22 protein-coding genes and 1 pseudogene are annotated in these 21,934 nt (G+C 63.6%); 13 read left to right on the top strand and 10 right to left on the bottom strand.

Going from position 1 to position 21,934, the window contains the following annotated elements:
• Positions 1–124 precede the first annotated feature (124 nt).
• The 8 genes and pseudogenes from Azoinq_RS01890 to rpsF form a co-directional block, all read right to left on the bottom strand.
• Entirely contained in the window at positions 125–790 is a 666-nt protein-coding gene (locus tag Azoinq_RS01890) for a hypothetical protein (protein WP_216127221.1), read from the bottom strand.
• A 16-nt stretch (positions 791–806) separates the two neighbouring features.
• Positions 807–1,403, bottom strand: a complete 597-nt coding sequence (locus Azoinq_RS14780) for a hypothetical protein (protein WP_232368534.1) — start codon at positions 1,401–1,403, stop codon at positions 807–809.
• A gap of 231 nt (positions 1,404–1,634) precedes the next feature.
• Positions 1,635–1,796: pseudogene (locus Azoinq_RS15195) on the bottom strand (zinc ribbon domain-containing protein); the annotation flags it as partial.
• 51 nt (positions 1,797–1,847) lie between these two features.
• Positions 1,848–2,561 carry a zinc ribbon domain-containing protein gene (locus Azoinq_RS01900; protein ID WP_216127218.1) on the bottom strand — a complete coding sequence of 238 codons (714 nt, stop codon included), beginning with the start codon at positions 2,559–2,561 and terminating at the stop codon, positions 1,848–1,850.
• Between the two features lie 148 nt (positions 2,562–2,709).
• Positions 2,710–3,159, bottom strand: coding sequence for a 50S ribosomal protein L9 (gene rplI / locus Azoinq_RS01905; RefSeq protein WP_216127215.1), 450 nt, complete (start codon positions 3,157–3,159; stop codon positions 2,710–2,712).
• A gap of 15 nt (positions 3,160–3,174) precedes the next feature.
• Positions 3,175–3,453, bottom strand: a complete 279-nt coding sequence (gene rpsR, locus Azoinq_RS01910; protein ID WP_216127212.1) for a 30S ribosomal protein S18 — start codon at positions 3,451–3,453, stop codon at positions 3,175–3,177.
• Positions 3,446–3,766 carry a primosomal replication protein N gene (gene priB / locus Azoinq_RS01915; RefSeq protein ID WP_232368535.1) on the bottom strand — a complete coding sequence of 107 codons (321 nt, stop codon included), beginning with the start codon at positions 3,764–3,766 and terminating at the stop codon, positions 3,446–3,448. Before priB ends, rpsR begins: the two co-directional genes overlap by 8 nt.
• 7 nt (positions 3,767–3,773) lie before the next feature.
• Positions 3,774–4,190 carry a 30S ribosomal protein S6 gene (gene rpsF / locus Azoinq_RS01920; RefSeq protein WP_216127209.1) on the bottom strand — a complete coding sequence of 139 codons (417 nt, stop codon included), beginning with the start codon at positions 4,188–4,190 and terminating at the stop codon, positions 3,774–3,776.
• 320 nt (positions 4,191–4,510) lie between these two features.
• On the opposite strand from rpsF, the gene Azoinq_RS01925 reads away from it, so the two are divergent.
• Positions 4,511–5,545: an AI-2E family transporter gene (locus Azoinq_RS01925; protein ID WP_216127206.1), complete on the top strand. Its 1,035-nt coding sequence runs from the start codon at positions 4,511–4,513 to the stop codon at positions 5,543–5,545.
• Positions 5,546–5,626: 81 nt separating this feature from the next.
• Here the strand turns inward: Azoinq_RS01925 and cysB are convergent, their stop codons facing one another.
• Entirely contained in the window at positions 5,627–6,577 is a 951-nt protein-coding gene (cysB, locus tag Azoinq_RS01930) for an HTH-type transcriptional regulator CysB (RefSeq protein ID WP_216127203.1), read from the bottom strand.
• 107 nt (positions 6,578–6,684) lie between these two features.
• Here cysB and Azoinq_RS01935 point away from each other — a divergent pair, with 107 nt between their 5' ends.
• The 10 genes from Azoinq_RS01935 (at position 6,685) to Azoinq_RS01980 (ending at position 15,596) form a co-directional block, all read left to right on the top strand.
• Positions 6,685–7,470: a sulfite exporter TauE/SafE family protein gene (locus tag Azoinq_RS01935; protein WP_216127186.1), complete on the top strand. Its 786-nt coding sequence runs from the start codon at positions 6,685–6,687 to the stop codon at positions 7,468–7,470.
• 52 nt (positions 7,471–7,522) lie between these two features.
• Complete coding sequence (locus Azoinq_RS01940) at positions 7,523–9,208, top strand: nitrite/sulfite reductase (protein ID WP_216127161.1); 1,686 nt, start codon at positions 7,523–7,525, stop codon at positions 9,206–9,208.
• A gap of 25 nt (positions 9,209–9,233) precedes the next feature.
• On the top strand, positions 9,234–9,743 hold the full coding sequence (locus Azoinq_RS01945; RefSeq protein WP_216127150.1) for a DUF934 domain-containing protein: 510 nt from the start codon (positions 9,234–9,236) through the stop codon (positions 9,741–9,743).
• A 4-nt stretch (positions 9,744–9,747) separates the two neighbouring features.
• Positions 9,748–10,473: a phosphoadenylyl-sulfate reductase gene (locus tag Azoinq_RS01950; protein ID WP_216127147.1), complete on the top strand. Its 726-nt coding sequence runs from the start codon at positions 9,748–9,750 to the stop codon at positions 10,471–10,473.
• A gap of 32 nt (positions 10,474–10,505) precedes the next feature.
• Entirely contained in the window at positions 10,506–11,441 is a 936-nt protein-coding gene (gene cysD, locus Azoinq_RS01955; RefSeq protein WP_216127144.1) for a sulfate adenylyltransferase subunit CysD, read from the top strand.
• Positions 11,442–11,488: 47 nt separating this feature from the next.
• Positions 11,489–12,775: a sulfate adenylyltransferase subunit CysN gene (gene cysN / locus Azoinq_RS01960; protein WP_216127141.1), complete on the top strand. Its 1,287-nt coding sequence runs from the start codon at positions 11,489–11,491 to the stop codon at positions 12,773–12,775.
• Positions 12,776–13,234: 459 nt separating this feature from the next.
• Positions 13,235–13,516 carry an HU family DNA-binding protein gene (locus Azoinq_RS01965; RefSeq protein WP_216127138.1) on the top strand — a complete coding sequence of 94 codons (282 nt, stop codon included), beginning with the start codon at positions 13,235–13,237 and terminating at the stop codon, positions 13,514–13,516.
• Positions 13,517–13,875: 359 nt separating this feature from the next.
• Positions 13,876–14,241 (top strand): DUF2513 domain-containing protein, encoded by a 366-nt coding sequence (locus Azoinq_RS01970; RefSeq protein ID WP_216127136.1) that lies wholly within the window; start codon positions 13,876–13,878, stop codon positions 14,239–14,241.
• A gap of 213 nt (positions 14,242–14,454) precedes the next feature.
• Positions 14,455–14,793, top strand: a complete 339-nt coding sequence (locus tag Azoinq_RS01975) for a hypothetical protein (protein WP_216127134.1) — start codon at positions 14,455–14,457, stop codon at positions 14,791–14,793.
• 59 nt (positions 14,794–14,852) lie between these two features.
• On the top strand, positions 14,853–15,596 hold the full coding sequence (locus Azoinq_RS01980; protein WP_216127131.1) for a hypothetical protein: 744 nt from the start codon (positions 14,853–14,855) through the stop codon (positions 15,594–15,596).
• 81 nt (positions 15,597–15,677) lie between these two features.
• On the opposite strand, the gene Azoinq_RS01985 is transcribed toward Azoinq_RS01980, so the two are convergent.
• Positions 15,678–18,905: a DUF748 domain-containing protein gene (locus Azoinq_RS01985; protein ID WP_216127121.1), complete on the bottom strand. Its 3,228-nt coding sequence runs from the start codon at positions 18,903–18,905 to the stop codon at positions 15,678–15,680.
• A 628-nt stretch (positions 18,906–19,533) separates the two neighbouring features.
• Between Azoinq_RS01985 and Azoinq_RS01990 the strand changes: the two genes are divergently transcribed.
• Both Azoinq_RS01990 and Azoinq_RS01995 read left to right on the top strand, forming a co-directional pair.
• Positions 19,534–20,310: a ferredoxin--NADP reductase gene (locus tag Azoinq_RS01990; RefSeq protein WP_216127119.1), complete on the top strand. Its 777-nt coding sequence runs from the start codon at positions 19,534–19,536 to the stop codon at positions 20,308–20,310.
• A gap of 652 nt (positions 20,311–20,962) precedes the next feature.
• Entirely contained in the window at positions 20,963–21,913 is a 951-nt protein-coding gene (locus Azoinq_RS01995) for an EAL domain-containing protein (RefSeq protein WP_216127116.1), read from the top strand.
• The last annotated feature ends 21 nt before the right edge of the window (positions 21,914–21,934 follow it).

Raw genomic sequence — 21,934 nt, forward strand, 5'->3', positions numbered from 1 at the left:
ATGGAAAAAGGAAAGGGGACGAAGGAGAACCGCGAAGGGGATGACCCGGCGGGGGCATCAAAACGCCCAGGCGGAATCATCCCCCTCTTTCCGGCCCATGGGAATGGGCCTTTTCCCGCCGGACTCAGGCGTGGAACTGCTGCTGATCCGTGGGCTGGACCCGCAGATAGGGCAGGCTGCCCTTCTTGTAGGGCACTTCCTGAATCTTGGGCGGCGTCGTGTCATTGGCCGCCGTGCCTTGCTGGAAGCCGTTGTTGAGCCAGAAGAGCACATTTTCCCGCTGCTTCGCCGGGACGCTCACAATCACCGTGGTGGACTCGTGGCGGGAAACCGCCAGCTGACCGGCCAATTCCACGCTATGTTGCAGATCCGGGTCCCCCGCCGCCAGGGCCTTGGGGGGCAGGCCCACATTGGTGCCCCGCCAGGCCGTATAGGCCACGGGCTGGCCCTTGTCGTCCTGGTGCCGCACCGTGCCCGTGTCGGTCTGCACCGGCACCTTGGACTGGCGCATCTTGTCCGCGAACGCCTGGGCTTCCGCCAGATCCTGCTCCTTGCCCTGCTTCCAGCCGATATAGCCCCCGGCCGCCGCCCCCACCACCGCCAGATTGCGGCAGGCCACATTGGAGCCCCCCAGGAGCTTGCAGCCCAGATAGGCGCCGCCCCCACCGATCACCGCCCCCACCGCCGCCTTATCCCCGGCGTGGGAACCGGTGGCCGTACCATTGCCATTGGAAGCGCAGGCGGAAAGGGTAAGCAGGGCCGCCAGGCTCAGGGAAAGTTTCATATCCATGGTGGATTCCTCAAGGTCAGTGTTGTTGCAGATCCCGGATCTGCCGTTCCAGTTGGTCGTTCATCTTGCGAATGTAGGCGGCTTCATCCCCATCCTTGGCGCCGCTTTTAGCCGCTTCCGTCTTATCCTTGGCAGCCCCCTTCGTTCCCTTATGGCTGCCTTTCTTGGTCCCTTTGGGGGATTCGGAAGCAGGCGCCGGAGCCTCCTCCGGGGCTGGGGCCGGGGCCGCCGCCGGGGCGCTGGGCGCCGGAACGGCCTGGGGAACCGGAGCGGGCGCCGGTTGGGGCGCGGCGACCGGAGCGGGTTGGGAGGAGGGAGGCACGGAGGCTTGAGGGGCGGGCATCGGGACTGCGGGGGCATTAGCCTCCGCCGGCGCCGCCTTGCTGGCCTGGAGATACCACACCACGGCCCCAAAAATCACCAGGGCAATGACGCTGACCCCGGCCCCCAGCAACAGGGGCAGGGCGGACTTCCGGGGCGGCGCGTCCTCTCCGGCACTTGCTTCCCGGGGCGCGGCGCTTCCCGTATCAGCAGGGGCGCCAGCAGGCCCGGCGCTTAACTGGGCACCCAGGGCTACAGCCGCGGGGGCAGAAGGAGTCTCCGGGGGGGCCATCTGGAAGGTCCGGGGGGGCACCTCCGGGGATGGGGTCCCAGTAGGTTCGGAGAAAAAGGTCAGGGGGGGAACGACTGCAGCGGCCGCCGGAGACTCGGCAGCGGGCACGAACGCTGGCGCCGGCGACGCTGGAGGGGCCGCCGCGGGAATAGGTTCCCCAGGGGCTACCTGGGCCTCCGGCACCACGGGAGAGGCAACCTCCAAGGCCTGGCCGCAGGCACCGCAGAAGCGGGCACCGGGTTTCAGGGGATGGCCGCAGGCGGGACAGGTCGGCCCTACGGGTTGAGGATCGGCGGAAGCGGGAGCGCCGACAGGGGTCTGACGGGCCCCGCAATGGGGACAAAACTGGGCGCCGGGCTTGAGTTCAGCACGGCAGGCGGAACAGGTGGACATAGGGCCTTAAAACGGAGAAAAAAGGGAAAAATCGGGAGAGGAAAAACAGGCCTAATCCAGGCGCCGCCCGCAGCTACCGCAGAAGGTGTCCTCCGGCCCCACGGGCTGGTGACAGGCGGGGCAGAGGCTGGGCCGGGTCGGTTGGAGCACTTCCCGGAAAGAGGTGGGCGCCGCTTCCGCCAGACGGGGATTGGCAGGGGCGCCACCCAGGCTCACCTGGGCGGGCACCGGCGTACCGGCCAGCAGGTGTTCCACAATGGCGATAATGCGCCGCAGGGCTTCCTCGTTGATTTCCTGACCTTCGATGACGGAACGCTTAAAGGTGATGCCCAGGGCCGCCCCGCTGTCCTCATGGAAACCCAGGGTCAGTTCCCGGTTGAGGAAGTAATAAATCAGGGCGCCAACTCCGCCCACCAGGAGCAGAAGCAACCCCAAGGTGCTCAACACGCCTCCCTTGCCCACCAGGGAACCGCTCACAAACAGGGTAAACAGCAGCAGGCCGCCAGCGGTTTTCCAGGGCTTAAATCGGCCGTAAAAGGCCGAGCTCATGTGGGCAAACGGGGTAATGCGGCGGATGAAACCGGACAGGGAGCCGGTTTCAAATTCCATGTGGGTGTGGGTAATGACCAGGGTGGTGGTGGCATCCACCCCCACCAGGGAAAGGAGAAAGGAAAGCAGACCGCTTTCCCGCCCCAGAATACGCACATAGGGCTCATTTGCGGTCGGTGAAGTTTTCACCGACCAGGACTTGATGACCAGCGCCATACCACCCCCCTTATTTTTTGAAGGGCTTATGGTAACGACAGGGGCATGGCAGGACAAGGGAATTTGCCACGGCCCGCCCATCTCCGGGAACCGCCATAAAAAAACCCCGGCCGTAGCCGGGGTTTTTCCTTTTCCTTAACGGAAAAGCTTAGTGTTCGCCGAGGACGGACACGGTCACTTGAGCGATCACATCGGTATGCAGGGCGATATCGATGGTGTAGTCGCCAATGGCCTTGAGGTGACCCAGGGGCATGCGGATGGTGGCTTTTTCCACCTTGTGGCCTTGGGCTTCCAGAGCTTCGGCGATGTCGAAGTTGCTCACGGAACCAAACAGGCGACCGTCCATGCCAGCCTTACGGGTGATTTGCACCATCAGACCGTTCAGCTGTTCGGCCTGGGCCTGGGCAGCGGCCAGCTTGTCAGCTTGGGCCTTTTCCAGATCGGCGCGCTTCAGTTCGAACTCGGCCATGGCGGCGGGAGTGGCCCGCTTGGCTTTGCCGGAGGGGATCAGGAAGTTACGGGCGTAACCGTCCTTGACCTTGACCACGTCACCCAGTTCGCCCAGGTTGACGACCTTTTCCAGAAGAATGATTTGCATGTTACGGTCTCCCGATTAGGCGTGGTTGTCGGTGTAGGGCAGCAGGGCCAGGTAACGGGCGCGCTTGATCGCAACCCCCAGCTGACGCTGGTAGTGGGCCTTGGTACCGGTCAGGCGGGCGGGCATGATCTTGGCGTTTTCGGCGATGAAATCCTTCAGCACGTCCACGTCCTTGTAATCAATCCATTCCACTTTCTCGGCAGAGAAGCGGCAGAATTTCCGACGCTTGAACATGCCACCACCACGACGCTTCTTTTTGTCATCGTCCTTTTTCTTGAAAAAGGGTCTAGCCATTTTCGTTTCCTTCCAAAAATTCGATTCGTTCTACATGCAATACGGGCTGTCGGCTGTTGCGGCTGCGGGAGGCGAGGAATCCGATGATCTTCATCCGCCCGCCGGCTGCCGCGCTTTGTAACCACTGAGCTGAATCTCCCAGGGCAATTACCCCGATTTCACATTCGACCAGCCGTGGTTTTCCCGCTTCCGTCAATTCCGACTCGTGGCGCAGGCGCCCTTCCGAGACCGGGACTCCGGCCGGCGTATAACGCAAGGCCTTGCGTTCAATGAGAACGCCGGAGATTTCGACGTGATTCGCGGAAACAGCCAACGTCCGATTAGGCGGCGGGCTGTTCAGCGGCAGGCTGCTCAGCAGCGGGCTGAGCGGCGGCTTCAGCCTTGACCTCGCCCTTAGCTTCCAGCAAGGACTTGGACTTTTCTTCCTTCATCATGGGAGAAGGCGTGATTACCGCAGCCTTCATCTTGACGATGAGGTGACGCAGCACGGCGTCGTTGAACTTGAAGGAGTGTTCCAGTTCGGCCAGGGTTTCCGCATCGCACTCGATGTTCATGAGCACGTAATGGGCCTTGTGCACCTTCTCGATGGGGTAGGCCAGTTGGCGACGGCCCCAGTCTTCCAGACGGTGAATGAGACCACTGCGGCTGGTGACGATGGACCGATAACGCTCGACCATGGCCGGAACCTGCTCGCTTTGGTCCGGATGGACGATAAAGACGATTTCGTAATGGCGCATGTATTCTCCTTTTGGCAGTAAACCCTCCGCCATGCGGATTACGGTAGGGTAAGGTTGGAAAGGCGGGCATTCTAGCGTAGAATCCGCCGCAAATCAATGTGTTTGGCTGATTTCCAGGGTTCCCCTCCGGCGCCCGCCCCCTCCGGGAACCGGGACGCGCCCCTTGCCCCCACCGAGGTTGGGCCCGAGCATTTAGCAGCAAAAACCGGGTTCAGGCAGCCAAGCGCCAGGTGTCACCAGATCGTCCTCGGGGCGCCCCCCATAAGGCCTGCGCCCCCCTTTTCCGACCGACCGGAACACCGCCGACCTTCGCGCCGCCCATGCCCAAGTCCGCTCCCCTCCGCCCCCAAGCCCACTTTTCCCCCGTTGATATCGGTGCCCTGATCCTGGCCGGACTGGCCCTGGTCCTGGTGCTCTGCCTCCACCTACTGCCCGCTCTCCTGGCCGGGCTGCTGATCTACGAACTGACCCACCTGCTGGCGCCCCACGTGCCCGCCTTTCTCTCCCGGGCCGGACGGCCCAAGATGGTGGCGGTCATCCTCCTGGCGACCCTGATCATTACCATTCTGGTGGCCGCGGCCATGGGCATTACCACCTTCATCGCCCAGGAGGGAGGCTCCCCTGCCGCCCTGCTGCAAAAAATGGCGGACATTATCGAAGGCACCCGGCCCCACCTGCCCCTCTGGCTGGGGGGCACCCTGCCCAGCGATCCGGAAGTATTGAAGGGCTACATCATTGACTGGCTGCGTAACCACGCCACGGAATTGCAGGGCATTGGCAAGGACGCGGGCCGGGGCCTGGTCCATATTCTCCTGGGCATGGTGGTGGGGGCCATTGTGGCCCTGCACCAGGCCCGTCCCCCCAAGGACAGCCGCCCCCTGGCCGCCGCCCTGACCCTGCGGGCCGCCCGGCTGGGCAACGCCTTCCGCCGCATTGTCTTTGCCCAGGTGCGCATCGCCGCCCTGAACGCCTGCCTCACCGGTCTCTACCTGGAAGGGGGTCTGCGCCTGAGCGGCATCGACCTGCCCTTCAGCAAGACCCTCATCGTCCTCACCTTCTTCATCGGCCTAATCCCGGTGCTGGGCAATCTGGTCACCAACACCATTATCGTGGTGGTCAGCCTGAGCGTTTCCGTCCCCGTGGCCACCGCCTCCCTGGTGTTCCTCATCCTCATCCACAAGCTGGAATACTTCCTCAACGCCCGCATCGTGGGCGGCCAGATCGACGCCCATTCCTGGGAACTGCTTATCGCCATGCTGGCCATGGAAGCGGCGTTCGGCGTACCCGGGGTGATCGCCGCCCCGGTCTATTACGCTTACCTGAAGACAGAATTGCGGGCTGCCCGGCTGGTTTAATCCCCGGGAAAAACGCCCCAAAAAAAGGCCGGGAAATCCCGGCCTTTTCTTTTGCGGAGACGGCCAAGACCGCCCGTCGACCTACAACTGGTATTCGTCCGCCCCGCTCAGGGCGCCCTGCATGGAGCGCTCCACTGCCTTGCGGGTCAGGTGGGGAGCGAAGAATTCGATGAAATCGTATTCATAGCGGCGCAGGTAGGTACCCCGGCGCAGGCCCAGACGGGTGGTATTGGAGGGGAACAGGTGGGCCGCGTCCAGAGCCTGGAGGCCCGTGTCCCGGGCCGGATCGAAGGCGATGCGGGCGATGATGCCCAGGCCCAGGCCCAAACCCACATAGGTCTTGATCACATCCGCATCGATGGCGGAGAGGACGATGTTGGGGGTCAGGCCCTGGCGCTCAAAGGTCTGGCTGATGCGCCCGCCCCCGGTGAACGCCGGATCATAGGTGATGAGGGGATAGCGGGCCAGGAGGGACAGGGTAAGGGGCCCCTGGTTCAGCACCGGATGGCCGTCCGGGGCAATGACGCAGTGGGTCCATTGGTAGCAGGGCATGGTGAGCAGCTGAGGGAAACTATCCAGGGCCTCGGTGGCAATGGCCAGATCCGCCTCCCCGCTGGAGGTCCATTCCGCAATCTGGGCGGGACTGCCCTGGTGAATGTGCAGGCGCACCTTGGCGTAGCGCTCGGTAAAGCGTTTCACCACCGGCGGCAGGGCGTAGCGGGCCTGGGTGTGGGTGGTAGCTACCACCAGACTGCCCGAATCCCCGCCGGCGAATTCTTCCCCCACCCGCTTCAGGTTTTCCGCTTCCCGCAGAATGCGGTTGGAGATTTCCAGCACCGCCTTGCCCGGTTCCGTAATGCCGGTGAGGCGCTTGCCGCTACGCTCGAAAACGATGATGCCCAGCTCGTCTTCCAACATCTTGATCTGTTTGGAAACCCCGGGCTGGGAGGTGTAAAGTGCCTCCGCCGCCTCGGAAACATTCAGTCCCCGCCGGGAGACTTCCACCAGGTAACGTAGCTGTTGCAGCTTCATGACAGCGGCCTTGTAATAACTTTAAGTTATAACAAGATACCACAATATTCTTTTGTGGCAAATTTACCCCTGTTAGGATGCGCCCCGTTGATATAAGGACGGCGCAAATGGACTGGCTCTACACCCTTTCAGGCTTCATCGTCGGCACCATTGTCGGGTTCACCGGCGTGGGAGGCGGCTCCTTGATGACGCCCCTGCTGGTCCTCCTGTTCGGGGTCCATCCCAGCACCGCCGTGGGCACCGATCTGCTCTACGCCGCCGTAACCAAAAGCGGCGGCACCCTGGTACACGCCCGCCAGGGCCAGGTGCGCTGGGACATCGTGGGCCGCCTGGCCATCGGCAGCATTCCGGCCACCGCCCTGACCCTCACCATTCTGGCCCAATTGCCCAAACAGGGCCCGGCCGCCGCCCACCTCATTTCCATTGGTCTGGGCCTGGCCCTGCTGGGCACCGCCGCGGCCATTCTGCTGCGCAAGCGGATTCAGGCCCTGGGCCAGAAACACAGCCATCCGGAAGGCGGGCCCGCCGCGCCCCGCCATCTGACGGCCATTACGGTGGCCGTGGGCGCCCTGCTGGGAGTGCTAGTCTCCCTCTCCTCCGTCGGGGCGGGGGCCCTGGGCACCGCCGCCCTGTTTTTCCTCTACCCCCGCCTGCCCACCCAGCAGATCGTGGGCAGCGACGTGGCCCATGCGGTGCCCCTGACCCTGGTGGCGGGCATTGGCCACTGGTTTATTGGCAGCGTGGATTTCCACCTGCTGGGCACCCTCCTGCTAGGCTCCCTGCCCGGCATCTGGATCGGCAGCACCCTGTCCGCCCGGGTGCCGGAGCGGGTGCTGCGGCCCCTGCTGGCCGGTACTCTGGTCCTGGTAGGCACCAAGCTCATCGCCGCCTAAAATCCCGGCCTGACCAATATAGACAACCCCAACGACCTCCAAGAGGCCCCCGATGTATCAATACAACGAAGACGACAAACGCTTTCTCCAGGAACGGGTCAGCCAGTTCCGGGGGCAAGTGCAACGCTGGCAGAGTGGCGAACTGAGCAACGACGAGTTCAAGCCTCTGCGCCTGCAAAACGGCCTCTACGTCCAGCGCTATGCCCCCATGTTCCGTATTGCCGTGCCCTACGGGCTCCTGGCTGCCCGCCAGCTGCGCCGCCTGGCCCGCATTGCCCGGGACTACGACAAGGGCTACGGCCACTTCACCACCCGGCACAATCTCCAGTTCAACTGGATTCCCATCGAACGGGTGCCCGACGCCCTGGGGGAACTGGCGGAAGTGAATCTCCACGCCATCCAGACTTCCGGCAACTGCATCCGCAACGTGACCAGCGACCAGCTGGCAGGGGTGGCCCCGGACGAAATCCTGGACCCCCGGCCCTTCGCGGAAATCGTCCGCCAGTGGAGCACCTTCCACCCGGAATTCGCCTTCCTGCCCCGCAAATTCAAGATCGCCATTTCCGGCGCCCGGGAAGACCGGGCCCTGACCTGGTTCCACGACGTGGGCCTGCGTCTGGTGGAGGATGCCCAGGGGGAACCGGGCTTTCAGGTCATTGTGGGGGGCGGCCTGGGCCGTACCCCGATCCGGGGCCAGGAGATCAAAGCCTTCCTGCCCTGGGCCCATCTGCTCACCTACCTGGAAGCCATCGTCCGCACCTATAACCGCTACGGCCGCCGGGACAACGCCTTCAAGGCCCGCATCAAAATTCTGGTCCAGGCCCTGGGGGTGGAGAAATTCGCCGCCGAGGTGGACCTGGAATGGCAGTACCTGAAGGATGGCCCCAGCACCTTGACCCGGGAAGAATACGACCGGGTGGCCCAAGATTTCGCCGCCCCGGCCTACCAGACCCTGCCCGCCCAAAGCGCCGCCCAGGAACAATTGGCCGCAACGGACAAAGCCTTCGCCCGCTGGCTGGAGCGCAATGTGGCCCCCCACCGGGTGCCGGGCTACGCCGCCGTGACCCTGTCCCTGAAAGCCCCGGGCCGGGCCCCGGGAGACGTGACGGCGGAACAGATGGACCTGGTGGCGGACCTGGCGGAACGCTACAGCTTTGGCGAGCTGCGGGTCACCCACGAACAGAATCTGGTCCTGGCCGACGTGGTCCGGGACCAGCTCCCGGACCTGTGGCGGGAAGCCCGGGCCGCCGGCCTGGCCACCCCCAACATTGGGTTGCTCACGGACATCATCTGCTGCCCCGGGGGGGATTTCTGCGACCTGGCCAACGCCAAGTCCATTCCCATCGCCAACGCCCTCCAGGCCCGCTTTGAAGACCTGGACTATCTCTACGACATTGGCGACCTGGAACTCAATATTTCCGGCTGCATGAATTCCTGCGGCCACCACCACGTGGGCCACATCGGCATTCTGGGGGTGGATAAGGGCAAGGAGGAGTGGTACCAGATCACCCTGGGGGGCCGTCAGGGCAACGACGCCCGCCTGGGCAAGGTGCTGGGCCCCTCCATTCCCGGGGCCGAGGTGCCGGATGCGGTGGAAACCATCATCCGCCTCTACATTGATAATCGCCAAGAAGGGGAAAGCTTTCTCCAGGCCCTGGACCGGATCGGCACCGGGCTCTTCAAGGAAACCCTCTTCGGCGCCCGTCTGAAGGGCGTCAATGCTGCTCCTGCGGCCTGAACCGGATTTGAGACAAGGAAGCCCCATGGCACACATCATCAAAAATCGCCGCCTGGTGGAAGACACCTGGCAACGCCTGATCCTGGCGGAAGGGGAAACGGCGGCCACCGTGGCCCTGCCCCCTGGCCCCCTGCTGGTTCCCCTGACCGTCTGGCAGGCCCGCCAGGCCGACCTGGCGGAGCGGGCCGCCGCGGGAGAAATCGGCGTCTGGCTGGCCGCCGGAGAAGCCCCGGAAGCCCTGCTCCCGGACCTGGACCGGATGGCCCTGGTGGCCGTGGATTTCCCCAAATTCACCGATGGCCGGGGCTATTCCAGCGCCCGCCTGATTCGGGAACGGTATGGCTACCAGGGGGAAATCCGGGCCGTGGGAGACGTGCTGCCGGACCAGCTCTTTTACATGAGCCGTTGCGGCATCGACGCCTTTGCCCTCCAGGAAGGCCGCAGCCCGGACACCGCCCTGGCGCTCCTGGACACCTTCCACGACGCCTACCAGACCGGAACGGACCGGCCCGTTCCCCTTTTCCGCCGGAGATAAGCCCATGAGCGTCATTCCCAGCCAATTCAAAGTCAGCCCGGAACTCAAGGCCGCCGTGGCGGCCAAGGCGGACAGCGCCCGCCGCCTGCTGGCGGACATCGCCCGGGATTTCAGCCCGGTGGCCTTCGCCAACAGCCTGGGGGCGGAAGACATGGTGCTCACCGACCTGATCCGCCAGGACCAGCTCCCCATCACCATCTTCTCCCTGGATACGGGCCGCCTGCCGGCGGAAACCTACGATCTCATGGCCGCCGTGGAAGAACGCTACGGCTTCCACCTGGAGGTGTACTACCCCCGCCATGAGGCGGTGGAAAGTTATGTGCGGGACCAGGGTATCAACGGCTTTTACCGTTCCGTGGAACTGCGCAAGGCCTGCTGCCACGCCCGCAAGGTGGAGCCCCTGAGCCGGGCCCTGGCGGGCCGCCAAGCTTGGATCACCGGCCTGCGGGCCCAGCAGTCCGCCACCCGCCAGGGCCTGCCCCTGCGGGAGCGGGACGAAACCCACGGCCTGGAAAAATTCAATCCCCTGGCGGACTGGACGGAAAAGGAAGTGTGGGCCTACCTCCTGGACCATGAGGTGCCCTACAACCGGCTCCACGACCAGTTCTACCCCAGCATCGGCTGTGCCCCCTGCACCCGGGCCGTGACCCCGGGGGAAGACATCCGCTCCGGCCGCTGGTGGTGGGAAGCCCCGGCCACCAAGGAATGCGGCCTCCACGTCAAAGGCTGAGCCGCCCAGAACAACCCTGAAACGAGACCATTATGGCAACCATCCCCCCTCGCACCCTCTCCCACCTGGACCGGCTGGAAGCGGAAGCTATCCACATCCTGCGGGAAGTGGCCGGCCAATGCGCCAACCCGGTACTGCTCTTTTCCGGCGGCAAGGATTCCATCTGTCTGCTGCGCCTGGCGGAAAAAGCCTTCCGCCCCGGCCATTTTCCCTTTCCCCTGATGCACATCGACACCGGCCACAATTACCAGGAGGTAGTGGCCTTCCGGGATAAGCGGGCCGCCCAGCTGGGGGAACGGCTGATCGTCCGCTCCGTGGAAGATTCCATGGCCCGGGGCACGGTGGTGCTCAAATCCGCCGGGGAATCCCGCAACAAGCACCAGTCCGTGACCCTGCTGGAAGCCATTGAAGAATTCGGCTTTGACTGCTGCATCGGCGGCGCCCGGCGGGACGAAGAAAAGGCCCGGGCCAAGGAACGGATTTTTTCCTTCCGGGACGAATTCGGCCAGTGGGACCCGAAAAATCAGCGCCCCGAGCTGTGGAGCCTTTACAACGCCCGAGCCTTCAAGGGGGAAAACATCCGGGCCTTCCCCATTTCCAACTGGACCGAGCTGGACGTGTGGCAGTACATCGAACGGGAAAACCTGGAACTGCCCAGCATCTACTTCGCCCATGAACGGGCCGTGATCCGCCGCCAGGGCGCTATTTTCCCGGCCAACGTGCCCCTGGCGGACGGCTCGGTGATCAACCAGCCCAAGCCGGGCGAAGCGGTGGAAACCCTCCAGGTCCGTTTCCGCACCGTGGGGGACATTACCTGTACCGCCCCGGTGGAATCGGACGCGGACACGGTGGCCAAGATCATCGACGAAACCGCCACCACCACCATTACGGAGCGGGGCGCCACCCGCCTGGACGACCAGACCAGCGAAGCTTCCATGGAGCAACGCAAAAAGGAAGGCTACTTCTGAGCGCCCCGGCCCCCTGGGCCGCCACCGAACATTCCAGAGGATTTTCCATGTCTGCCACCGAACAAAACACCCAAGACCACGGCCTGCTGCGCTTTCTCACCTGCGGCAGCGTGGATGACGGCAAAAGCACCCTGATCGGGCGCCTGCTCTACGACACCAAGGCCATTCTGGCCGACACCCTCCACGCCATCGAGCGCACCTCCCACAAGCGGGGCATGACGGCGGTGGATTTGTCCCTCCTCACCGACGGTCTCCAGGCCGAACGGGAACAGGGCATTACCATTGACGTGGCCTACCGCTACTTTTCCACCGGGCGGCGCAAATACATCATTGCGGACGCCCCGGGCCACGAGCAATACACCCGCAACATGGTCACCGCCGCGTCCACCGCCGATCTGGCCATTATTCTGGTGGATGCCCGCAAAGGGGTGCTCACCCAGACCCGGCGCCACTCCTTCCTGGCCCACCAGGTGGGCATTCCCCAACTGGTGGTGGCGGTGAATAAGATGGATCTGGTGGATTACGACCAGGCCGTCTTCGAAAAAATCCGCCAAGACTACCTGGCCTTCGCCGAGCAGCTGGGCATCCAGGGGGTGCGCTTCATTCCCCTTTCCGCCTTAAACGGGGACATGGTGGTGGATCGGGGTGAAGCCCTGTCCTGGTACGACGGTCCCACCCTGCTGGACATCCTGGAAGCCGCGGGCACCGCCGACAGCGAAGCCGCCGCCGGCTTCCGCTTTCCCGTCCAATACGTGTGCCGGCCCCAGGAATCCGCCAATCCGGAACTCCACGACTACCGGGGCTTCATGGGCCGGGTGGAAACCGGGGCCGTGGCCGTGGGGGACCCGGTGGCCGTGCTACCCTCGGGCCGGGAAACCCGCATCAAGGACATTCAGCTGGGGGGGGAATCCCGGCCCGACGCCATCGCCGGGGAATCGGTCACCCTGCTCCTGGAAGACGAGATCGACATTTCCCGGGGCGACATGATCGTCCCCGCCGCCCCGGCAGAAGCCCGGCCCGACGCCGCCAAGCAAATCCAGGCCGTGGTCTGCTGGCTGGGGGAAACGCCCCTGGATCGGGCCCGCACCTACCTGATCCGCCACACCACCCGGGAAGTGAAGGCCAAGGTGGCAGCCATCGTCCATAAGCTGGACATCAACAGCCTGGAACACCTGCCCGCGGACCGGCTGGCCATGAACGACATCGCCCGGGTGGATTTCAAGCTGGCCCAGCCCGTCTTTGCCGATGCCTACCGGGATAACCGGGCCACGGGGGCCTTCATCCTCATCGACGAAAGCACCAACAACACCGTGGGCGCCGGCATGATCGGCTAAGGCCCAGGGGGCCGGAACGCCTAGGTTCCAGCCCCTTCTCAGCGAACAACGGCGGGAATATCCCGCCGTTTTTTGTAAGGGCCCGCCACAATTTTTACCCGCCTTTGCACTTCTTTCCCCACCCCCGGGCCACCCCGGCCCAGTGCCCGTGTTTGCCCCGCGCCGCCCCCCATTTCCCGGGCAACCCCAGGGCCAATCCGCCCCGCCCAACCCGGCTTAAGCCCATGATTTCCCTGGGGAACCCCAAGAACCGCCCCCCTCCCCTGGTTTTACCCTCTTAAGCCGGCTCCCTTTCCCGCCCTTTTGCCCCTTTGAAAATAACCCTACCAGAAACAGGGCCATGCCCCGCAAACCCAGCATTTATCCCTATTTCAGGCTAGGCAGGCCGAATTGGTTATGCCAGAATGCCGCCCTGGTACGGATTTCCGCGCCAACTTCGAAACCAAGGAGAATTAGTCAATGAACAAAAGCGATCTGATCGACGCCATTGCCACCGGTGCTGATATCAGCAAGGCTGCTGCCGGCCGCGCCCTGGATTCCGCCATCGAAGCCATCACCAAGTCCGTCGCCACGGGCGATAGCGTCACCCTGGTCGGTTTCGGTTCCTTCAAGTCCGTGAAGCGTGCCGCCCGCACCGGTAAGAATCCCAAGACCGGCGCCACCATCCAGATTCCGGCTTCCACCAGCCCCAAGTTCACCGCCGGCGCCGCTTTCAAGGCTGCCGTCTCCAAGAAGAAATAATTTCTTCCTGGCCTCCGGGAAGCGCCGGGCCTTGGCCCCCCGCTCCCGGCCTGTAGCCCCTCTCTGTAGCCCCCCTCCTCCTGGCCGTTCTGGCTGGTGCAGTACCCTCCCCCGAAATCTCCCCGTATTGCTTGGCCTAGAAGACGCTTGTCGTCCACAAGCGGCCTGTTGTCGCGTCTCCCCAACACCGCCGTATAATGCCATTGGCACTCTTTAAGAGTTTGCAGGGTTTAACGGAATATTTAGTAAAAGATTTGGCGCGTTTGCCGCATCACGCAAATGAACCTACCCATTCATTCCAACGGACCGTCAAAAGCTGCGCTTTTGCCGCCCGCTGAATTCAAACGTTGGGGGTGTCCATGATCCGCGACTTTGATCTCATCCGAAAAATCCTCCTTGAGGTGCAATCGTCTCCCGCGGGAGCACATCCGTTTTCGATTGAGTTCCCCGGCGAGTACGAGCAGGCCTTCGTCAATGAGCACGTTGAACTTCTCATTGAGGCCGGATTGATTAAGGGCAAAGTCATCAAGGGATTGTCCGGCGTCGTCGGCATGGCCATCCTGGGTCTCACCTGGGAGGGGCACGACTTCATCCAGGCCGCGGAAAAAGATGCAATCTGGAAAAAGTCCCTCGAAATCGTCAAAGACAAAGGGGGCGCCATCACGTTCGACCTCCTGAAGGAACTACTGAAGTCGGTGGCAAAGTCTGCGCTAGGGCTTCCTTGAGATCTTGCGCACAGTTGAAATAGCACATCGTCCCATGCTCAATCAGCCGCCGCCCCATCTCGTCAGGTTCGCTATCCACATCGGCAAATTTTCGCCGCGCCATCGCTTCCCATTTGCCTATCAGCGTGAGCAGTTTGTCTTTACTCATCGCGGCCACCCCCAACCCGGCGGTCGAGAGGGACCGTCGGCCCCCCACCTAGCACGTTAGGCACTATGGAAACCTCAACTGCACAAACGATTAAATTGGCAATTGTCCAGGCCACAGGACTCTCGAAAGATGCACTCCACATTTATGTCGGCCTTGCCGTTATGTTTACGGCGGCTGTTGTCTTACATAAGCCGCTACGATCTATTGTTCCTTGGCTTGTGGTTCTCGCCGTGGCGGTTGCAGGAGAGATGATCGATATGCATGACGACATTACAAGCTTGGGTTACTGGCGCTGGGGAGCAAGCCTTCATGATGTAGTCAATACCCTTTTCTGGCCCTCAGTGCTTTTGTTTCTCGCTCGGTTCAGCATTTTTTTCGGAGCTTCAAATGACCGCAATGCCTAACATTGCGGTCAAGCGGGACGCGCCAAAAGCGGCGCGCCCCTTATACCTTTACGTTAGCCATGAAAATCTCTCGCAACCATTTATCCTTGGTCTCAAGCATTATTTTGCTGGCCTCCGCCATGGTTGTTTGGCCCAATCTTTTTCTTTGGTCAAAGGTTGCTCATCTTCCTGCCTGGGCGGAGCATCTTCCAGCACCTGTTTTTACTGGTGCCTATGTCTCTTTCGTATGCCTCATCCCGGCAGCGTTGTGGACTGATACATTCTCAAGCGCCAAACGAGCATTGCTATCCGCTGTAATCGTGGCCCCGGTTTTTGCAGTTGCCACCTACACGTTATCTCCTGAACATCAGGATCAATACTTGTTGTTCAATGTGTTGTTTCACTATGTTTGGGTAATTCTGTTTTGCATGTTTGTGCCAGCATGCGCCTTGGCGGCCATAAGAAAGATCATTGGTAATCGGAGGCCCCATGGCGACACCTCACGGCAAACCTTGGACGTCATGAACCTAGAACCTCCGAGCCTCAATGTTCCGCTGTACCGTCGTGATTCCTCAAAGATTTGGCTTCCCATCCTTGCAGGCCTTACCGCTTGGCTTTGGCATCGTCCAATGGCTATACCCCAAGCCGCTATCTCGTTTTTCGTCGGTGGTGCGTTTCTATGGCTCGTTTTCTGCTCTGATATTAGCGATCGCATTTCCAATCACCGCGTCCCCGTCATTCGCGGGCTGTGGTTTGTGGCCATCATTTTGGGTATCACTTGGTTCATGCGGCACGTTATTCCTTATCTTCATGCACTCGTTTAGGCAGCCCCCAACAAAAAACCCCGCCCAATCCGGCGGGGTTTTTCTTATCTGCCGCCCGTTGCCGGGCGGCCCGCCCTTCCCCTATTTCAGAGCGAAATCCGCCCGGCCGCCTTCCGGGGCGCCTTGGGGGGCGTCCAGGCCGACTTTGGGAGTCAGGAGAAAGACCCGGTCCGGGGGAATGGCGCCCTTGTCCAGGAGCCAGGCCTGGACGGCGGCGCCCCGGCGTTGGGCTAGTTGTTTCAGGTCGTCTTCCTCCAGGGTGGCGTTGGCCAGGAGGAGCCGCTCCATTTCCGCCGGGGGCAGGCTCTTGGTGAGGCCGATGAGGTTGCGGGGCTTTTTGAAGTCCGCCGCCTTGTAGGCCTTTTCCAGGTAGTGGTTGTATTCCTCCGGGCTCAGGGTGATGTCCGCCAGGCTGCCCCCATCCTTGCCCGCCTTGGCCAGATCGGCGGCTTTAGCGGCCTTAAGCTTCCGTTCCAGCAGGGCCTGTTTGAGCCCATCCGCGTCCTTGGCCGGATCGGCGTGGCCGGTGATTTCCAGGTCCAGGGAAGGCCGGTCCCTCAGGGCCTTGGCCAGATTGCCCAGCTGCTTTTCCATGGCCGGGGTAATGCGGGAGCGGCCCGGATCGAAGGGCAGATAGGACAGGTCCGCCCCGTCAGAAAAGAGGGAGGAAATGAGGGAGAAGGGAGCGGTGGCGGCTTTGACGATCAGGTTGCCGATCATTTTCAGCACAATGCCCCCCACGCTGAACTGGGGATCGTTGATGGAGCCCTGGATGGGCAGGTTCAGGTCGATCTCGCCCCGGGAATTTTTCAGCAAGGCCACCACCAGCTTAATCGGGCCGGAAATGGCGTCCGGGCTCTCCACCTTGTCCCCCAGGGTGAGCTGGTCCAGGAAAATATGGTTGCTTGCCTGCAAGCTGCCCTTTTCCACGTGGTAGGCCACGTCCATGGAGAGCTTGCCCTTGTCGATGGTGTAGCCCAGGTAGCGGCCGGAATAGGGGGTGAAGCCCGCCATTTCTATGCCCCGGGCCTTGCCCTTCAAATCCAGGAACAGGTCCTTGCCCAGCGGGTCCACCTGGCCGCTCATTTCCATGGGGGCGGACCGATCCACCCGGCCCCGCAGGGACACGGGAGTGCGGGTGCCCGCCGCCAGGGTGCCCAGGGAGCCGGTGAGATCGGTGAGGTTGGCGTTGTAATTGGGCTTCACGTAGCGGTCGGAGAAATTCACGTGGCCGCCGCTAAACACCACCTTGCCAATGCGCAGGGGCAGCCCGGCCCCACCGCCGGAGGCGGGGGCTGGAGTCGGAGCCTTGGCCTGGACCGGGGCAGGTGCGGCCCGGCCCGGGTGTTCCAGCGCCGGGGCGGTGGTCAAATCCTTCTGGGCTTCCCCGGGGGACTTGAGGGCGTCCCGCAGATTGAGGCGACCATCCTTATTGAGGATGATCCGGGCGTAAAAATCCTGGGCCGTCACCTGGCCGATGCGTACCCCTTCCGGCCCCGTATCCGCCGTCACTTCCGCCAGGGCCAGACGCTTCCAGCGCAGCAGGTCCGTGGCATTGAGCCGGTCCAGCACATTGAAATCCGCCAGTTCCGTGGCCCCGGTAAAGCGGGCCCGACCAGCCTGGTAATCCAGCTGGCCCTGGACGCTTACCTCGCCCCGGGTCAGCACCACATTGAGCCGATCCGCCACCCAGCCTTGCAGGGCCACCAGATTAACCCGCTCCATATCCAGCTTGAGCCGGGCCGTAGGGGGCGCCCAGCCGCCCTGGCCGGTCAGGGCCAGGCGGCCCCGGTCGTTCACCTTGGCCAACAAGCTCAGGGGCACGGCCTTACCGGAGGAAGCCAGCCCATCCACCTTCAGGCTCAGGTCGGCTACCTTCAGGGGAGGCACCTTGTCCAGGCCCAGATCGGCATAATCCGCCCGGCCGCCGCTCACCCGAACCTTATCCACCTGCCAGACCCAGGCCTTAGACCGGGCCTGGGGCGCAGGAACCGAGCCCCGGCTGGGGGCGGATGCACCGGGCCGGGCCGGGGAACGGGCTCCACGGCTCCCCTTAGCAGGGGCCTGGGGCCCCTCCTTCAGCAGGGCGGCCAGATCCAGATTGCCATCCGCCCGCCGCTTCAAAGAAAGCTGGGGGCCGTCCCAATCCACTTCTCCCACCCGGGCCCGCTGGTGGCCCCAATCCACGGCCACATCCTGCACCACCAACTGGTGGAAGCTGGCGAAGGGGGCCTTTTCCCCGCTGCGTCGCAGGGCCAGGTCGTCCAGTTCCAGCCCCCCCTTGTCCAGGCGCTGCTGTTCCAGGTGCAAATCCCGGAAATGGGCTTCCCCCTTGGCCAGGGTCAGGGCCACCCCGGAACCGGGGCGCAGCAGGCTCACGTCCCGCAGGCTCACGTCCCCGGCCAGGGAAATGCTGGGCTTTTTGCCGGTGGGGCGGGCAAAATCCACCGCCAGCCGGGTATCGGCCCAGGCCTTTTTCAGCTGGAACGGCAGGAGCACAGGCACATAGTCATCCAGGCGGGACAAATCCAGGTCCAGCACCCGGAATTCCAGGCGGGCCACCTGTTCCGGGCCGAAGGGCCGCAGCTTGCCGCTCAACACCAGGGGAGCACCGTTGAGCTTGGCGGAAAAGCGAGGCTCCACGTCGATGTTGGTGGCAGACGGGGTGTTGGCAATAAAGGGGATGGACAAATCCACGTCCGTGAGCCGGTGGCTTTCCCCCATGGGCCGGTCATCAAAATCCACCTGACCGTCGCTGATTTCGATATTGGCCACGGAAAATTCCGGGGTAGGCCCGGCGGGCCGGGCCAGCCAGGCCTGGATCAGGTCGGAAATGTTGTAGTGCCCGGGAGCCACCCGGCTCAGATATACATAGGGCTTTTCCAGGCTCACGGCGCTGATTACGGGAATCAGGCGGAACAGGCTTTCCGAAGAAATATCCAGGGCAAGGCGCTGAAAGCCCGCCAGACGGCGCCCGTCCCGGTCCTTCACCTCCAGGCCATCCACCGCCGCCCGCAGGGCGAAAGGTTCCACCTCAATGCGAGCCACGGTCACCGGCCGCTGGAGCTGGGCGCTCAACTGGGTTTCCAGCTGGGCCTTGGCGTAACCGGGCAGCCAGTAATAGCCCAGCAGGCCAAAGGCCGCCACCAGCACCACCAGGGTAGCCAGGGCATAAAGGCTGAAACGCCCAGCCCGGCTGCGGCGCCAGCGATGCCAACGGAAAAGGGCGGAATCCGGCCGCCGGGGCGGCTCACCGGCGGGGGAAGGAGAAGAGGAGGGGGAATTGGGCTGGGGGGTCTCGGTCGTCATAGGGAAATACCAGGCGAAGCGGGAAGAAACCGGATACGGGGCCCCTGGGGGCCGGTCGCCGCCGTTCCGGTGCCGAGCAAACTGACTGCTAGTGTATGCGCTCCCCCGCCCCGGGCCCAGTCCCCAACACCAGGGACCAGCCCGGAGGCGGGCACTGGCAGGGTTAACGGATGGCAGGGGCGGTGGGAGGACAAGGGGATATGGGAGGTGCAGGTTACGGGGTGGGCGCGATGACAAGCAGTTGGTGGGTTGGTGGGTTGGTGGGTTGGTGAGCGGGTGGCGGGTGGCGGGTGGCGGGTGGCGGGCGGCGGGCGGCGGGCGGCGGGCGGCGGGCGGCGGGCGGCGGGCGGCGGGCGGCGGGCGGCGGGCGGCGGGCGGCTAAAGTATGAATTTTTCCACTGGAAAAACAAGAAGCTAAGCCTCGCCGCCCCAGCCGCCCCTAAAGTCAGTCGATCCCCCGTCGGCCCCTCCCCCCGGCCCTTTGCCTGCCGCCCCGGGCAACAGAAAAATCCTTCTACCCCACCCGGGAACGTTTTTCCGACAAAAACTGTCAACTTTATGAAGAAAAAACCCGGGATTTACACAAATTTCCGCTTTTTTTCCATTTTTTTGGCGAAAAGGGCGACTTATGACAACTCCCACGGACAAATCCACCCCGGTCAGCCTGCTCCAGGTTCGACATTGGACAGATAAACTCTTTTCCATCCGCACCACCCGCCCCGCCGGATTCCGCTTCGAGGCCGGCCAGTTCGCCCGCCTCGGACTGGAAGACGGGGCGGGGAGTCGCCTCTGGCGCCCCTATTCCATGGTGTCCGCCCCCTACGAGGAAGCCCTGGAGTTTTACTCCATCCGGGTGCCGGAAGGGGCTTTCACCACCCGTCTGGCCCGGCTTAAGGCCGGGGACCGCCTGCTCCTGGACCCCACGGCCTATGGCTTTCTCGTCCCCGGGCGCCTGGAAAGCGGGCCCCGGCTCTGGCTCCTGGCCACGGGCACCGGGTTGGCCCCCTTTCTCTCCCTGATCCGGGACCCGGGGGTATGGCAGCGCTTTCCCCAGATTTTTCTGGTCCATAGCGTGCGCTACGGGGAAGAGCTGAATTACCGGGACCTGCTGGCCGACCTATCCGCCCATCCCCTGGTGGGGGAATACGCCCCGGGCCTCCGCTACCAGGCCGTGGTCACCCGGGAAACGGCGCCAGGCGCCCTGCACCAGCGCATTCCCGCCCTTTTGCTGGACGGTTCCCTGGAGCAAGCCCTGGGCGCCCCCCTGGCGCCGGACCAATCCCGGGTCATGCTCTGCGGCAACCCGGCCATGGTGGAAGAAACCCGCCAGCTCCTCAGCCAACGGGGCTTCGCCACCGGCCGCCGGGGCCAGCCAGGCACCCTGGCGGTGGAAAATTCCTTTTAGGGAACGGCGAGGGGGGGCCGTCGGCCTCCAGAGAGGAGGCCGGAGACCGTACAGGCCCCAAGGGTAGGCGGCTGGAGCCTACCCAAAAACTGAATCGCCCGCCTCTTTCCGGACTCGGGCAAGCCCCGTCGCCCGTCGCCCGTCGCCTTCCGCCTTCCGCCTTCCGCCTTCCGCCTTCCGCCTTCCGCCTTCCGCCTTCCGCCTTCCGCCTTCTGCCTGCTGCCTGCTGCCTGCTGCCTGCTGCCCGCTGCCCGCTGCCCGCTGCCCGCTGCCCGCTGCCCGCCAGCATCAGCCTAAGGCTTCCCCACCCTGAAGCCCCTGCTCTTTCTCCCGCCCACCGCCCAGGCGCCGGGCCGTCCTTCCCCATGCCCCCTTTTGGCCCCCCCCTTTTCCGGCCGTCTTTCCCTTCCAATCTGCGCCCGGGCCCTTGCTGGCATGGGCTGTTTCATATTCTGCAACGATATAAACAAACCACTATTTATTCTTTTCATTTCTTTTCCGTCTTCCTTAAAGTACCCCTGTCCCGGATTTTTTTGGAGCTTGTCCATGCCCGCCCCCACTCTGACTTGTCGAATGTCCCCTCCCCTGGCCCCTGCCCTTGGCCCGGAATTACCCCGGGAACTTCCCGCCCTTCGTCTTCGAGGAGACCACCATGCCCTTGACCGATCTGGTCCATTACCTGAACACCCGTAACCGGGAGCAATACGGCCTGCCCCTGACCCGGGAAGATGGCCTGATTAACCGGCACGACCACATTCTGGGTCGCTTTGCCGATCTGAACCTGTCCTCCGTTTTCCAACCCATCGTGGATACCCGCAGCGGCCGGGTGTCCGGCCACGAAGCCCTGCTCCGGGCCCATACCGCCCAGGGCCAGCCCCTATCGCCGGAAGCGGTGTTCGTACTGCCCAGCGATGCCACGGAACTGGTCTTTCTCGACCGCCTCTGCCGCACCCTGCACACCCTCAATTTCCTGCTGCAAAACCAGCGCCAGAACGGCTATCTCTATCTCAACGTCCATCCCCGCCACCTGCTGGCCGTGGGGGACAACCACGGTCTGGTGTTCGAGACCATCCTCAAGCGCTGCGGCGTAACGCCGGACAACGTGGTCCTGGAAATCCTGGAAAGCGCCATCGACGACAGCCCCCGGCTGGCGGAGGCGGTGTCCAACTACCGGGACCGGGGCTATCGCATTGCGGTGGATGATTTTGGCCGCCATAGCTCCAACTTTGACCGGCTCTGGCAGCTCTCCCCGGACGTGGTGAAAATCGACCGGCACCTGCTGGTGCGGGCGGAACAGGACGACCGGGCCCGGCGCCTGCTGCCCAAGCTGGTGGAGTTGGTCCATGAACTGAACGCCCGGGTGGTCATTGAAGGGGTGGAAACGGAAAACCAGCTGGCCCTGGCCCTGGGGGCCGGCGCCGATCAGGTCCAGGGCTTTTACCTGGCCCGCCCCGCCCCCCATTGCCTGGCGGTGGATGCCCAGTTGGTGAACCGGGACATCCGGCTGCCCTTCCTCACCGCCCTGCCGGAGGACGAGGACGGCCCACCCCCGGGCAAGGACGACTTGCCCCACATCCGGTCCGCCTGGCAGGCCGCCGCCTAGCCCGCTCCCGGCGGTGCCGGG

The sequence above is a fragment of the Azospira inquinata genome, assembly GCF_018905915.1.
Lineage (GTDB): Bacteria > Pseudomonadota > Gammaproteobacteria > Burkholderiales > Rhodocyclaceae > Azospira > Azospira inquinata.